The following is a 13,284-nucleotide window of genomic DNA, read 5'->3' as shown; positions in this document are numbered from 1 at the left end:
AGTGGATGATTGAGTCGATTGCTTCGATTCTGAATCAGTGTATTTGAATGGATTGAGTTGATTCAATAGGTGACGGGATTGTTACGAGATATTTTTCTGCTATGACGGAGCATTTTTGGAGTGTTTGTTGATCAACACATTGATTTTTATAATTATTATTTGTTGTAAGATTTCTTGATTTCACTTTGATAAACAATTCAAAAATCGCATCAATCGACTCAATGAATCGAATGCGTCGAATTATTAGTTGCCTAACCTCCATGTGATATGCTCGGATATTCATCATTTCTACGATGGGCAGTGATCATTCATGTGGGTTCCCCAGCTAAGCGAGTTCAGCCAGCCGATGTATTTGTCGATTGCCGATGCGTTGGCGCGCGATATCAACAACGGCGTGCTGAACGAGGGCGATCGCTTGCCGACCTTGCGGGAGCTGGCCACCACCTTGAATGTCACGCCAGGCACCATCAGCCGTGCCTATAGCGAAGCCCATCGGCGTCGGCTGGTGCAGGGGGAAGTGGGGCGTGGCACGTATGTGCTCAACCAGAAGCAGCTGGAGCTGCCGGCCAGCAACAGCGCCGCCGCGCCGCTGAACCTGGGCCAATCCGAACTGCTCGACCTTTCGATCATCAAGCCCTACAGCGAGACCCTGGAGTACTGGTTGCGCGGCGCGCTGGTGGGCATGGCCAAAAGTACTGATTTCGCACGCGCGCTGGATTACGCGCCGGACGGCGGTCACCCGGCGCATCGTGAGGCGGGGGCACAATGGTTGCGTCATTCATTGCCCGACGCGCAATGGCAGCAAGTGGTGATTACCGCCGGGGCCCAGCATGGCTTGATGGTCGCGATGAGCGCCCTGACCAACGCCGGTGACCTGGTGCTTTGCGAGGCGCTGTGCTACCCCGGTATCATTTCCCTGGCCCACGGCCTTGAGCGTCGCCTGCGTGGCGTGCCGATGGATGACGAAGGCATCATCCCCGAAGCCTTGCGCGAACTGTGCCTGCGAGAGAAACCGGCGATGCTGGTGTGCGTGGCGACCTGCCAGAACCCGACGGCGGCGATCATGTCGCAGAAACGTCGGGCCCAGATTGCCGCGCTGGCCGAGGAATTCGACTTCATCATCCTGGACGATGACATCTATGGCTTCCTGGCGACCGATCCGTCGATCAAGCCGTTATCGGCCTTTGCGCCGGATCGTTCGGTGTACCTGACCAGCCTGTCGAAGTCAGTCATGCCGGCGCTTCGCATCGGTTATATCTACAGTCCGCCGAAATTGCTGTCGCGCCTGACTTCGATGGTACGCAGCAGTGTCTGGATGCCGTCGCCGTTGACTGCGCAACTGGCCAGCAATGTGATTACCGAAGGCCTGGACAAGAAACTGATCCGCATCCAGCGCAACGAGGCGGCGGGCCGGCAAGCGATCGCCCGGGAAATCTTTGCCAATTTCGAGCTCAAGACCCAGCCATATTCCTATCATGTCTGGTTGACGCTGCCCGAGCCATGGACCAGCGACGAATTCACCATGCTCGCCCGGGCCAACGGTGTATTGGTGCTCAGTGGCACCCAGTTCCAGGCTGAGCGTTCGGGGACCACGCGATGTGTACGGTTGGTGTTGATGTCGCCCACCAGCCAGGACGAACTGCGCTTCGCCTTGACCAAGCTGGCGAGCCTGATCGATTCGGACCCACGTCGTTATTATTGAAAAAAAGATCGCAGCCTTCGGCAGCTCCTACGCGGTGTAGGCGCTGCCGAAGGCTGCGATCTTTTTTTGGTTACTCGTCCGACGGGTTGAGCAGTTCGGACAAGGCGTCCGGCTGGCTCTTGAATGCCTTGGCGAACACGTCCCGATTCTTCGCCATGTAGATCCCGGCTTCCTCGACCTGTTGCTCGCTCAACGATGGAACGGCTTTTTGCAACACTTCGGCCAGCAATTCGGCGAGCTCCAGCATTTTGTCATGACGGTCAGCTTCGGCTTTATCCATGAACAAGCGCTCCAGATCTCGGCTGCTGCGGTATACCACTTCGACGGCCATTCACCACCTCACATGCCTTCACATTGGTTTGTCTTTGCGACTACTGTATTTATATACAGGCAAAAGAATAAGCGAATCCTGTTGCTTTGGATAGTGGCTTTTTAATGTAGACCGATTTCGGCGTGTGAGCGCGAAGCTAATGTGAGCAAAGCTTGCTCGCGATCCGGCCGCACGAAGCCCCCAAAAGTGCCGCATACCAGCCTATCGCCATCTCACCCTCAGTCGCTGGCCTTTTTTCTGCATGCAGAACAACCGTCACGTCCAACCCGCATCATCCGGTCGAACCGACCTAAGGAAACTACATCGTGAAAATCAACTGGGCCGAGAACCTGCGCCAGAACGTCCATCAACTGGCCGAGTCCCTGGGAAACCTGTTCGTCGAGACCTTCCACTACCTGGCGCTGTTCGCCATCGGTGCGGTGACCGCGTGGGCAGCGGTGATGGAGTTCTTGCAGATGCTCGAGGTGGGGCACATCAAGATCGACGACATCCTGCTGCTGTTCATCTACCTGGAATTAGGGGCGATGGTGGGGATCTACTTCAAGACCAACCACATGCCGGTGCGGTTTCTGATCTACGTGGCCATTACCGCGCTGACGCGGCTGCTGATTTCCAACGTTTCCCACCACAGCCCGCCCGACCTGGGGATCATCTACCTGTGCGGTGGCATCCTGCTGCTGGCGTTTTCGATCCTGGTGGTGCGTTACGCGTCGTCGCAGTTCCCCTCGGTGAAGATCGAGCACCCGCACCGCAAGGTCGGCGCGGGTTCCAGTGAACATGCCGAAGTGGAGAAAGGGGAGATTTAAAGGCCGGCGGCAGACGGTGTCACACCCTGTGCGTGCGGCGGCGGCAGCTTGATGTTGTCGCCGCCGGTCATGGCTTCGAGGATGGCCACCGCGCTGTGGCCCTGCTCGATGGCGATGCCGAACTGAATGCTCTGCACCAGGCGCTTGAGCCGCTCCGGGTCGTTGCGCTGCTGGGCGCTGATCATGCGTTTGGCGACGATGCGCCCGCTCTTGGACAGGGTCAGCATGATGCTGCCATCCAGGCCCTGGATGCTCAGGTTGATTTGATAGTGCGGCGCAAAAGCGTCGGTAATGATCTGAAAAGGGTTGTCCATGATGCGTCACCGCCTGATTGAACGTGCAGTTGTTGACCGGCCGTGATCGGGATTAGTTCGCAACACCGGACCATCGGCCATTCCATGATCGTGTTCATCTCAAATTTTCCCGGGCGGGCAGGCTTCAAAATCAAAAGATCGCAACCTGCGGCAGCGCCTACAGGGCTTTAGCAAGTGGCATGCCGGAAAAACCGTCGGACAATGATCCCGGCGCCCAAGCGCCGAACGCTCTGGAATACGGCTGTCCGTTTCGGGGCAATAACGTGCGGATGTTCGTTGACGGTGCAGGAGGGGGACGATTTGCGGCGGGTAGGCAGGGCGGGGCAACTCCCGACATTAACAGTGCTTTTGCTCGTTGTCCGGCTTTATTTGCATATGAATATTTATCTTTTTCCAGGGGTTGAATTGTTCCTCCGCCAGCCCGACTCTGTATTCAAGGGGCCGTTGCATCAACGTCGATGGCCCCCGGCGAGCTAGCTGAAATAAGGGATGAACTATGCAAATCCAAGTCAACAGCGATAACCATATTCAAAGCAGCATCCGACTGGAGGAGTGGGTACGTACTACCATCGAAAGCACGCTCGAACGTTATGAAGAGGACCTGACACGGGTCGAGGTTCACCTGCGGGACGAGAACGGCGACAAGCCGGGTCCTCATGACCTGCGTTGCCAGCTTGAAGCACGGCCAAAGGGCCATCAGCCGATTTCCGTGACCCACAAGGCCGATTCGCTGGAACTGGCGATCGAAGGCGCGGCCACCAAACTTGAAAATGCCCTGGAGCATCTGTTCGGCAAACTGCGCGGCAAGCGTGCCGTTACCAACGGTCCGACCGACTCGATGGCCGTGGCTGATGCCATGCTGGAAGAAGAATTCCTGGAGAACGAACGGGCCTCGCTTCACGGCTGAAACCTCGTTCATTTCAATTTCTACTGAAAAAACGGGCCTGCGATTGCAGGCCCGTTTTGCTTTTGTAGGTGACCCGTTATCTGGTGAAGTGCAATCCATGTGGGAGCGAGCCTGCTCGCGATAGCGGTGGGTCGGCTTGCATGGATGTTGAATGTGCCGACGTCATCGCGAGCAAGCTCGCTCCCACACTGGATCTTCAGTGGATTTGAATTTTATGTTCAGCACAGAACCCTTGTGGGAGCGAGCTTGCTCGCGATGGCGATAGCCGGGACTAGGGCAAAAACGCCTGCCGATACTCTCCGGGCGTCGCGCCCAGGGCCTGGCGAAAACGATTGGTGAAGTGGCTGGCGCTGGCAAATCCGCAGGCCAATGCCACCTCGCCCAACGGTTGTGAAGTGCTGCGCAACAAATGCCGCGCCAGGGCAAGCCGTCGTGCCAGGACGTATTGATGCGGTGGCAGCCCGAAGCTTTCGCGGAACATCCGGGCGAAGTGGTATTCGGACAATGCACACAGTGCCGCCAGTTGCCCAAGGCTGATGGCCTCGGCCAGGTGGCTGTCGACGTAATCCACCAGCAACCGCCGCTGATGAGCAGCCAGGCCGCCCTTGAGGCGAAGCCCCTGGCGCTGGCCAACCTGACTGAGCAGCAGGTGGTTGAGCAGGTCATGGGCCAGGCTGGTGGTCAGCAGGCGTTCGCCGGGTTCGTTCCAGTTCATCGCGATCAACTGGCGAAAGCGTTGTGCCTGTTGCGGGTCGTCGAGAAAGGTCTCCTCGTGCAGTTGCACCTGCCGCGGTTCGCGGTCCAGCAGTGTGATGCAACCCAGGGCGAATTGTTCAGGGCTGAAATACAGGTGGGCGAGGCGAATGTCGCCGTTGATGACCCAGGCCGATTCATGTCCGGCGGGCAGTATGCAGAGTTTGCCCGGCGCCCCTGTGGTATCGGGTCGTTCGCGGCGAAACGTGCCGGTGCCGCCGGCGATGTAGCAGGACAACGTATGGTGGGTCGGCGCTTCGTAGTCCCGGGCGTCGTGGTGATTGCTCCACAAAGCGGCCGCCAAGCCGTCCCCGAGCTCGGCGCTGTGCTCCAGGCGAGCGTTGGGCGAGCTGTTGAGGGCTTGAAAGACTTGCAGGCTTTGCAGTGTGGACATGATCGGTTCTCCAACGCTTGCATCCTACTCCGTCGGCTTATCCGTGCCAGCCTGTCTGCCGACAAAACCGCAAGTTTATGCAAGCGCCGGGTCAATGGCGGCGTGACACTGGAGGCCATTGCCAGGAGTCACCGTCATGAACCTCTCGTTGTACCTGCTTACCGTGCTCATCTGGGGTACCACGTGGATTGCGCTGAAATTGCAACTGGGTGTGGTCGCCATCCCGGTTTCGATCGTTTATCGCTTTGGTCTCGCGGCATTGATTTTATTCGCGATGCTCTTGCTCAGCCGGCGCTTGCAAGTGATGAATCGGCGCGGCCATCTGATTTGCGTTGCCCAGGGCCTGTGCCTGTTCTGTATCAACTTCATGTGCTTCCTGACCGCCAGTCAATGGATCCCCAGTGGCTTGGTCGCCGTGGTGTTTTCCACCGCCACCCTCTGGAACGCCCTCAATGCCCGTGTGTTCTTCGGTCAGCGGATCGCGCGCAACGTGCTGTTGGGGGGGGGGCTGGGTCTGCTGGGGTTGGCGCTGCTGTTCTGGCCGGAGCTGGCTGGCCACAGCGCAAGTCCGCAAACCTTGCTTGGGTTGGCGCTGGCGTTGCTGGGGACCTTGTGTTTCTCGGCGGGAAACATGCTCTCGAGCCTGCAACAGAAAGCCGGTCTCAAGCCGCTGACCACCAATGCCTGGGGCATGGCCTATGGCGCAGCGATGCTGGCGGTGTGGTGTGCGTTCAAAGGCATTCCGTTCGACATGGAATGGAACACGCGCTACATCGGCTCGCTGTTGTACCTGGTGATTCCGGGTTCGGTGATTGGCTTTACCGCCTACCTGACGCTGGTGGGGCGCATGGGGCCGGAGCGGGCGGCGTATTGCACGGTGTTGTTCCCGGTGGTGGCGTTGAACGTCTCGGCGTTTGCCGAGGGCTATCAGTGGACGGCGCCGGCATTGGTGGGATTGGTCCTGGTCATGCTGGGCAACGTGCTGGTGTTTCGCAAGCCCCGGCCAGTGGCAGCGAAAGTCGCGCTGGGTGTTCGCTGAGACACGACATCTAGCGAAACCCGTGGCGAGGGAGCTTGCTCCCTCGCCACGGCGTATTCCTCGTGGTATCTGCGGGTTACTTCCAGACTTGCGGGTTGACCAGGTTCTGCGGTCGCTCGCCCAACAAGGCACTGCGCAAGTTATCCACAGCAAGATTGGCCATGGCCTCACGGGTTTCGTGAGTGGCCGAGCCGATATGGGGCAGGGTCACGGCGTTCTTCAACTGGAACAGCGGCGATTCGGCCAACGGCTCTTTCTCGTAGACATCCAGCCCGGCACCGCGGATGCGATTGTTTTGCAGGGCTTCGATCAGCGCCGGTTCATCCACTACCGGGCCACGGGAAATGTTGACCAGGATGGCGCTCGGTTTCATCAGGCCCAGTTCACGCTGACCGATCAGATGTCGGGTTTTTTCGCTCAATGGCACGACGAGGCAGACGAAGTCCGCTTCGGCCAGCAACTGATCCAGCTCGCGAAATTGTGCGCCCAACTGGTTTTCCAGCTCGGTCTTGCGGCTGTTGCCGCTGTAGAGGATCGGCATGTTGAAGCCCAGCCGACCACGCCGGGCAATGGCTGCGCCGATGTTGCCCATGCCGACGATGCCCAGGGTCTTGCCATGCACGTCGCTGCCAAACAGCTGTGGCCCGACCGTCGCCTGCCATTGCCCGGCCTTGGTCCAGGCGTCCAGCTCGGCCACGCGCCGGGCACTGCTCATCAGCAGGGCGAAGGCCAGGTCGGCGGTGCTTTCGGTGAGCACGTCGGGGGTGTTGGTGAGCATGATCCCGCGTTCATTGAAGTAGGCCAGGTCATAGTTGTCGTAGCCCACCGACACGCTGGAAACCACTTGCAGGTTCGTGGCGCTCTGCAGTTGCTCGCGGCCGAGCTTGCGACCGACACCGATCAGCCCGTGGACGTGGGGCAAGGCTTCGTTGAACTGCGCGTTGATGTCGCCGTTCGACGGGTTGGGGACAATCACGTCGAAGTCCTGGCGCAGGCGTTCGATCATAGGGGGCGTGATACGGCTGAAGGCAAGTACGGTTTTTTTCATCGTGCAAGGCTCATCTGCAGGGAATACCAAGCACGCTAACATTCCTGGCGCGGGTTAGGCGAGAGGGGAGTTTGATTGGGATATCGCAAATTCTACCTGTGGGAGCGAGCTTGCTCGCGAAGGCGTCGGGTCAGCTTGCATTGATGTTGAATGCCAGACCGCTTTCGCGAGCAAGCCCGCTCCCACATTTGATCTGTGGTGGGCTCTGATTTTGTAACTTCTGAAAGCCCCTATGCGGCCCGCAGGGAAATGAAGGCGTAGTTGACCGGCGCTTCGGTGACAACGCTTGCTCCACTGGCCGTTACTTGGCTGGCAATGTCATCGCCAGACAGGTGGAACTGCCATTCGCCAGCCTCTTGCTCCAACGGCTGCGAGCGAGCCTGATCGATAGCGGCGGCAAACGCAGCCATGTTCGGCAGGTAGGCCGTGAATCCGTCGCCCTTCAACGCCGTCGTGTGGATGCCCAAGGACATGCAGATGCGTGCCTTGATCGCGATGTCCTCACGATCGGCCTGGCGTGAACGCTCGATCAACCGGGCCAGTTCCGGGTCCACCAATTCACCACCGACTATCAACTGTGGCCCGGTTTCCCACGACTCTGGTGGGCAATCCTTGGCGGCGGTATTGAGCGGGATGTGGGGGTTGATTTCCATGGGGTAGATACGGCAGACCAAGGGCCTGCGTTCATAGATGCGGCACAGGTTGTCGGCGTCCAGATTATGACAAGGGCCGGCGTTATAAGCGGCGAAGGTGATCGCCAGCAGCGCCTCGCTCGTGCCGCTACGGACCACCGCCGAGCGTCGTTCGGCATGTTCACGTTGCGCCACCGGAAGGCCGAGGCCGTTAGGCAGAAAGGCCTCGACCAGGACAATCACCTGGCCGCCGTCATTCGCCCACATCCTGGCCTCGTCGAGGGTCAGGGGGACATGATGGCCGGTACAGCATTTACCGCACCCTACGCAGGAAAACGTTGTGTTCATTGATCGACCGAAGGCAATAGGCTGAAAGCGGCGACAGAAAAACGCCGCGATAAGCCCTGCGAAGCAAGTTATGCGCCATTCATCGAGGGGCGTCGGTCGGGCGGATCGAGTCCCATTCGGTCACGTAGGCGGTCGCGGTTTTCTTGCGGTAGAGGCACAACTCGGTGCCGGTTGCGCCTTTCATGTGTTTCTGCGGGTATTGGCCTTGCAGCAACAACGCGGTGTAGCCCACCCGGTCGTCGAATTGCGCGGCGGTGCCGACGGGTTCGGCGTCTTTAAGGCCGCTGGCCTTCAGGCAACTGGCGAGCACTTTTTTGTCGTAAGAGGCCCAGGCGTCAGGGCTGGAAGCCTGAGCCTGAAAGGTCATGGCGGCGGTGAGGCCGAGGAGGATCAGCGCAGGGGTTTTCATCAACAATGTCCTTGTTCAGGGAAGCCAGGGCTGGAGTATGCCTGAGTCGGGACAGTGTTCAGAGGCCGCGAAGATCGCAGCCTCCTGGCGCTCGGCCCGCATTGACGCGGGTGGGTTTCAGCGCCCTTGTTCGGCGACGGCCTTGGCCGCAGTGATCAGGCACTTGGTCAATTCGGGCGACGAGAACTTGGTGAGCACCCCGTTTGCGCCGGCCAGTCGCGCTTTCTCACTGTTCATGGCGCTGTCGAGGGACGTGTGCAGCAACACGTAGAGGTGAGCGAAGTCCGGCGTTTCGCGCAGGGTCCGGGTGAGGGCGTAGCCGTCCATTTCCGACATTTCGATATCGGAAACGATCAGGTTGATCTCCTGCGCAGTGCCCTGCAGTTCCAGTAGACAGTCGATGGCTTCCTTGGCGCTGCGGGCGGTGTGGCATTGCAGGCCCAGATTGCGCAAGGTGTGCACCGATTGCTGCAATGCCACCTGGCTGTCATCGACCACCAGGATCCGGGCGTTGCCCAGGACCTCGGCGTCTTCCATGCTCAGTTCGGTCGGCGCGGTTTCGATCTGCGCCGGTGCGATGCCATGGATGACCTTTTCGATGTCCAATACTTGCACCAGCGTGCCGTCCACCGAGGTCACGCCGGTGATGAACGCCCGCACACCGCCGGAACCGTAGGGCGGCGGTTTGATGTCGGTGGTCAGGCAATGCACGATCTTGCTCACCGCCTGCACATGCAGGCCCTGTTTGGAGCGGCTCACGTCGGTGACGATCAGGCAGCCGCCGTCCGGGTCTTCCAGCGGCCGCTCGCCAATGGCGCGGCTCAGGTCGATCACCGACAACGACGTCCCGCGCAGGGTGGCGATGCCTTTGACGTGCGGATGGGACTCCGGCAGTTTGGTCAACGGTGGGCAGGGAATGATTTCGCTGACCTTGAGCAGGTTGATTGCCATCAGCTTGCCGCTGCGCAAGGTAAACAGCAGAAGCGAAAGTGAATCTGCGCGGGCTTTGTTGGAAGACATAAAAACCTTCTGTGGAAAAAGGTGGGGCGAGCAAACAGATCGCCAGAACAGCTTGTGATATCGGGTTATCGACTTGTCGAGGGCAGGCTTTAGGGCGAAAGCTTGTCGATAGCATGGATCGCTGTCATCAGGTCCTTGCGCGGGATAGCTTTTGTGGCGAGGGAGCTTGCTCCCGCTCGGCCGCGTAGCGGTCGTAAGATTCTAAATCGCGCTGCGGTTGATAGGGGCTGCTTCGCAACCCAGCGGGAGCAAGCTCCCTCGCCACAAAAGCGCCCCCAGCCACTATTTCAGGCCAAGCCGTTTTGCCATCCGCCCCAGATTCGCCCGGTCCAGCCCCAGCTCCCGGGCGGCGCTGGCCCAGTTGTGCTGGTGGCGCTCCAGGCAGGCGGCGATCAAATTGCGTTGGAATTGGTCCACCGCTTCGCGCAAGTCCCCCGTCACGCCGGACAGGGACGGTGCCGGGCCGGTGGACGATGGTGCAGGGTTATCCACAGGCGCCTGGGGCAAATCCAGGTCCTGGGCGCCGAGGCTGAGGATTTTCGGGCGCGTCGGGCAGCGGCCCAAGGCCTTCAGGGCACTGCGACCGATCAGGTGTTCCAGTTCGCGTACGTTGCCCGGCCAGTCGTAGGCCAGCAATGCGGCCTGGGCGTCGCTGGTCAGGCGCAGGCTGCCCAGGCCCATGCGCGAACGGTTCTGTTCCAGGAAGAAGCCGCTGAGCAGCAACACGTCCCGTCCCCGCTCGCGCAGCGCCGGCACCTGCAATGGGTACACACTCAGGCGATGGTAGAAGTCGGCCCGATAATGGCCGTTGCGCACTTCGTCGGCGAGATCGCGATTGGTGGCCGCGATCAGGCGCACATCGACCCGATGCTCCTTGTCCGAACCCAGGCGCTGCAATTGGCCGCTTTGCAACACCCGCAGCAACTTGGCCTGGACGGTTAGGGACAACTCACCCACCTCGTCGAGGAACAAGGTGCCGCCGTCGGCCAGTTCGAACTTGCCGCGCCGGTCGTTCGTGGCTCCGGTGAAGGCGCCCCGTACATGGCCGAAGAGTTCACTTTCCACCAGCGTATCCGGCAGGGCGGCGCAGTTGAGGCTGATGAGCGGCTGCCCGGCGCGTTTCGACGCGGCATGGATGGCCTGGGCGACCAGTTCCTTGCCCACACCGGTTTCGCCGGTGATCAATACTGTCAGGTCGCTGCCGCCCACCAGCGTGATCTCTTCCACCAGGCGCTTGTGGGCCTTGCTCTGGCCAACCATGTCGCGGTGTTGCTGGCCGCTGGCCTGGCGATAGACCTCGGCGCGGCGGTGCTCGTCCTCGGCCTTCAAGGCCAGGCGCTCGATGCGTTCGGCCGCGCTGACCGTGGCGGCGGCGAGGCTGGCGAAGGCTTGCAAGGCGCTCAGGTCGATGGGTTCGAAGCGTTCCGGGTCCAGCGAATCCAGGGTCAGCAGGCCCCAGGGGCGTTCGTCGACGAACAGCGGGCAACCCATGCAATCGTGAACCTCCAGGTGCTCGGCCAGCCCTTCGACCAGCCCGTCGTACGGATCGGGCAGTCCGCTGTCGGCGGCGAAGCGGGTGGGCTGCGGGTTCGCCAGCAGCGCTTCGAAGCGAGGGTGTTCGCTGACGCGGAATCGTCGGCCCAGTGTATCGGTGCTCAAGCCATCCACGGCAAGCGGCACCAGGCAGTCGTCGTCCAGGCGCAGCAACGCCGCCGCATCGCAGGGCAGCAGGGCGCGCAAGGTGCCGAGCAGGCGCCGATAGCGTTCGCCCTCAGGCAGTTCGCGGGACAGGTCTGCCACCAGCGGCAGTAGCGAGGTGAGCAGGGCGGTTGCGGTCATAATGACTCCATGTAGTCATAACGACTATAAAACGGCTCGTGTCGATATGACTACATTGTTCTTAACTTCATGATATTTAATAAAAAAATTTATGGCATGAAAACTGATAAGACTTACGCAACGGTTATCAGTCATACGCCAGGAGTCACCTTATGCTCAGTCCAGAAGAACGCGCCATCATTTGCTCCACCGTGCCATTGCTTGAAAGCGGTGGTGAAGCGCTGATCACCCACTTCTATCGCATGATGCTGTCCGAATACCCGCAAGTGCGCCCACTGTTCAACCAGGCTCACCAGGCCAGTGGCGATCAGCCGCGTGCGCTGGCCAACGGCGTGTTGATGTATGCGCGGCACATTGACCAGCTCGACCAGTTGGGCGACCTGGTGGCGAAAATCGTCAACAAGCACGTTGCCCTGCAGATCCTGCCGGAACATTATCCGATCGTCGGTGCGTGCCTGCTGCGAGCCATTGCCGAGGTGTTGGGCGCAGAGATCGCCACGCCCGAGGTGATTGCGGCGTGGGGCGCTGCCTATAACCAGTTGGCCGATATCCTGATCGGTGCCGAAGCCGGTATGTATGACAAGAAGGCCGAGGCGCCGGGCGGCTGGCGTGGCGAGCGTGAGTTCATCCTGGCGGCCAAGGTCCAGGAAAGCTCGGAGATTACCTCCTTCTACTTCGAACCGACGGACAAGGGCCCGATCCTGATGGCCGAGCCGGGCCAGTACATCGGCATGAAGCTCATCCTCGATGGCGAGGAAGTGCGCCGTAACTATTCGCTGTCGGCCCTGGCGGACAATGGTCAGTACCGGATCAGCGTCAAGCGCGAGCCGGGCGGGCGGGTGTCGAACCACCTGCATCATCATTTCGAGGTCGGCAGTCGCATCCAGTTGTTCCCGCCGTCCGGGGATTTCTACCTGACCGCCAGCGACAAGCCGCTGGTGCTGATCAGCGGCGGCGTTGGCATCACCCCGACCCTGGCGATGCTGCAGGCGGCGCTGCAAACCGAGCGGCCGGTGCATTTCATTCACTGCGCGCGCAATGGCCGCGCCCATGCCTTCCGTGACTGGATCGATGACCTGGCCAGGCGGCATCCGCAACTCAAGCGCTTCTACTGCTACGACGAAGACGACGGCTTGAGCCCGGCGGCGGACAAGGTAGGGCTGCTGAGCCAGGAGCAATTGGCGCAATGGTTGCCGGAGCAGCGTGACCTGGACGCCTATTTCCTTGGGCCGAAGGGTTTCATGGGCGCCGTCAAACGCCACCTCAAGGCCCTCGGCGTGCCGGAGCGGCAGAGCCGCTACGAATTCTTCGGCCCGGCAGCGGCGCTGGAATAAGGTCGCGGCAAACCGGGAGCCCTGGTTGCCTTCATCGCGAGCAGGCTCGCTCCCACAAGGGATTAGCGGTGGACACAATGCCTGTGAACACCACAAAAACCTGTGGGAGCGAGCTTGCTCGCGATAGCGTCGGCATATTCAATATCAATGCAAGCTGACCCACCGCTATCGCGAGCAAGCTCGCTCCCACAGGTAATTTGCGCAGCTCTGGTGGTCAGCGCTGATTCTTTTGTGGGAGCGAGCCTGCTCGCGATGGCGGCAGCAGGTCCATCCCTGTCCAACGGCCAGAATTAATCCCCGCTTAACCTTCTTGCGGTCTATTCCCCTCCAATGTCGACGCCCGCTGCTCGTTCACTGTCATGGTCAGCGTGTAGACTTCGGTACATCCGATCGCGCGCCGGGTGTTGC

At 60.2% G+C, this 13,284-nt stretch carries 13 protein-coding genes; 5 read left to right on the top strand and 8 right to left on the bottom strand.

Going from position 1 to position 13,284, the window contains the following annotated elements; translation table 11 throughout:
* The first annotated feature begins 310 nt into the window (after positions 1-310).
* Entirely contained in the window at positions 311-1,702 is a 1,392-nt protein-coding gene (locus tag AC515T_RS23870) for an aminotransferase-like domain-containing protein (protein ID WP_060740717.1), read from the top strand.
* Positions 1,703-1,772: 70 nt separating this feature from the next.
* On the opposite strand, the gene AC515T_RS23865 is transcribed toward AC515T_RS23870, so the two are convergent.
* Entirely contained in the window at positions 1,773-2,033 is a 261-nt protein-coding gene (locus AC515T_RS23865; protein WP_003205410.1) for a YebG family protein, read from the bottom strand.
* Between the two features lie 305 nt (positions 2,034-2,338).
* On the opposite strand from AC515T_RS23865, the gene AC515T_RS23860 reads away from it, so the two are divergent.
* The gene (locus AC515T_RS23860; RefSeq protein WP_496530258.1) at positions 2,339-2,839 is read left to right on the top strand and encodes a phosphate-starvation-inducible protein PsiE; all 501 of its coding nucleotides are present in this window, start codon (positions 2,339-2,341) and stop codon (positions 2,837-2,839) included.
* On the opposite strand, the gene AC515T_RS23855 is transcribed toward AC515T_RS23860, so the two are convergent.
* Positions 2,836-3,153: a DUF3509 domain-containing protein gene (locus tag AC515T_RS23855; protein ID WP_496530257.1), complete on the bottom strand. Its 318-nt coding sequence runs from the start codon at positions 3,151-3,153 to the stop codon at positions 2,836-2,838. The two genes, AC515T_RS23860 and AC515T_RS23855, sit on opposite strands and share 4 nt — an antisense overlap.
* A gap of 496 nt (positions 3,154-3,649) precedes the next feature.
* On the opposite strand from AC515T_RS23855, the gene AC515T_RS23850 reads away from it, so the two are divergent.
* Positions 3,650-4,060, top strand: coding sequence for an HPF/RaiA family ribosome-associated protein (locus AC515T_RS23850; RefSeq protein ID WP_122567046.1), 411 nt, complete (start codon positions 3,650-3,652; stop codon positions 4,058-4,060).
* A gap of 271 nt (positions 4,061-4,331) precedes the next feature.
* On the opposite strand, the gene AC515T_RS23845 is transcribed toward AC515T_RS23850, so the two are convergent.
* Positions 4,332-5,207 carry a helix-turn-helix domain-containing protein gene (locus AC515T_RS23845; RefSeq protein WP_496530256.1) on the bottom strand — a complete coding sequence of 292 codons (876 nt, stop codon included), beginning with the start codon at positions 5,205-5,207 and terminating at the stop codon, positions 4,332-4,334.
* A gap of 136 nt (positions 5,208-5,343) precedes the next feature.
* On the opposite strand from AC515T_RS23845, the gene AC515T_RS23840 reads away from it, so the two are divergent.
* Positions 5,344-6,246: a DMT family transporter gene (locus tag AC515T_RS23840; RefSeq protein ID WP_496530255.1), complete on the top strand. Its 903-nt coding sequence runs from the start codon at positions 5,344-5,346 to the stop codon at positions 6,244-6,246.
* Between the two features lie 76 nt (positions 6,247-6,322).
* On the opposite strand, the gene AC515T_RS23835 is transcribed toward AC515T_RS23840, so the two are convergent.
* From AC515T_RS23835 to norR, 5 genes are all read right to left on the bottom strand, one after another.
* Positions 6,323-7,294, bottom strand: coding sequence for a 2-hydroxyacid dehydrogenase (locus AC515T_RS23835; RefSeq protein ID WP_092413151.1), 972 nt, complete (start codon positions 7,292-7,294; stop codon positions 6,323-6,325).
* 230 nt (positions 7,295-7,524) lie between these two features.
* Positions 7,525-8,274, bottom strand: a complete 750-nt coding sequence (locus AC515T_RS23830; RefSeq protein WP_496530254.1) for a YkgJ family cysteine cluster protein — start codon at positions 8,272-8,274, stop codon at positions 7,525-7,527.
* A 79-nt stretch (positions 8,275-8,353) separates the two neighbouring features.
* Complete coding sequence (locus AC515T_RS23825; RefSeq protein ID WP_496530253.1) at positions 8,354-8,683, bottom strand: hypothetical protein; 330 nt, start codon at positions 8,681-8,683, stop codon at positions 8,354-8,356.
* 117 nt (positions 8,684-8,800) lie between these two features.
* On the bottom strand, positions 8,801-9,703 hold the full coding sequence (locus tag AC515T_RS23820) for a chemotaxis protein CheV (protein ID WP_030139917.1): 903 nt from the start codon (positions 9,701-9,703) through the stop codon (positions 8,801-8,803).
* 282 nt (positions 9,704-9,985) lie between these two features.
* A complete protein-coding gene (norR, locus tag AC515T_RS23815; protein ID WP_496530252.1) occupies positions 9,986-11,542 on the bottom strand; it encodes a nitric oxide reductase transcriptional regulator NorR in 1,557 nt (518 codons plus the stop codon).
* Positions 11,543-11,694: 152 nt separating this feature from the next.
* Between norR and hmpA the strand changes: the two genes are divergently transcribed.
* On the top strand, positions 11,695-12,876 hold the full coding sequence (hmpA, locus tag AC515T_RS23810; protein ID WP_496530251.1) for an NO-inducible flavohemoprotein: 1,182 nt from the start codon (positions 11,695-11,697) through the stop codon (positions 12,874-12,876).
* Positions 12,877-13,284: the final 408 nt, after the last annotated feature.

This window comes from Pseudomonas sp. FSO-7 (genome assembly GCF_059579345.1).
This window is presented reverse-complemented; position numbering and strand designations above follow the sequence as displayed.

Coding starts and splice junctions, on each gene's coding strand:
- AC515T_RS23865 (WP_003205410.1), bottom strand. CDS start 2,033: ATGGCCGTCGAAGTGGTATACCGCAGCAGCCGAGATCTGGAGCGCTTG.
- AC515T_RS23855 (WP_496530257.1), bottom strand. CDS start 3,153: ATGGACAACCCTTTTCAGATCATTACCGACGCTTTTGCGCCGCACTAT.
- AC515T_RS23820 (WP_030139917.1), bottom strand. CDS start 9,703: ATGTCTTCCAACAAAGCCCGCGCAGATTCACTTTCGCTTCTGCTGTTT.
- AC515T_RS23825 (WP_496530253.1), bottom strand. CDS start 8,683: ATGAAAACCCCTGCGCTGATCCTCCTCGGCCTCACCGCCGCCATGACC.
- AC515T_RS23835 (WP_092413151.1), bottom strand. CDS start 7,294: ATGAAAAAAACCGTACTTGCCTTCAGCCGTATCACGCCCCCTATGATC.
- AC515T_RS23870 (WP_060740717.1), top strand. CDS start 311: ATGTGGGTTCCCCAGCTAAGCGAGTTCAGCCAGCCGATGTATTTGTCG.
- AC515T_RS23840 (WP_496530255.1), top strand. CDS start 5,344: ATGAACCTCTCGTTGTACCTGCTTACCGTGCTCATCTGGGGTACCACG.
- norR (WP_496530252.1), bottom strand. CDS start 11,542: ATGACCGCAACCGCCCTGCTCACCTCGCTACTGCCGCTGGTGGCAGAC.
- AC515T_RS23845 (WP_496530256.1), bottom strand. CDS start 5,207: ATGTCCACACTGCAAAGCCTGCAAGTCTTTCAAGCCCTCAACAGCTCG.
- hmpA (WP_496530251.1), top strand. CDS start 11,695: ATGCTCAGTCCAGAAGAACGCGCCATCATTTGCTCCACCGTGCCATTG.
- AC515T_RS23850 (WP_122567046.1), top strand. CDS start 3,650: ATGCAAATCCAAGTCAACAGCGATAACCATATTCAAAGCAGCATCCGA.
- AC515T_RS23830 (WP_496530254.1), bottom strand. CDS start 8,274: ATGAACACAACGTTTTCCTGCGTAGGGTGCGGTAAATGCTGTACCGGC.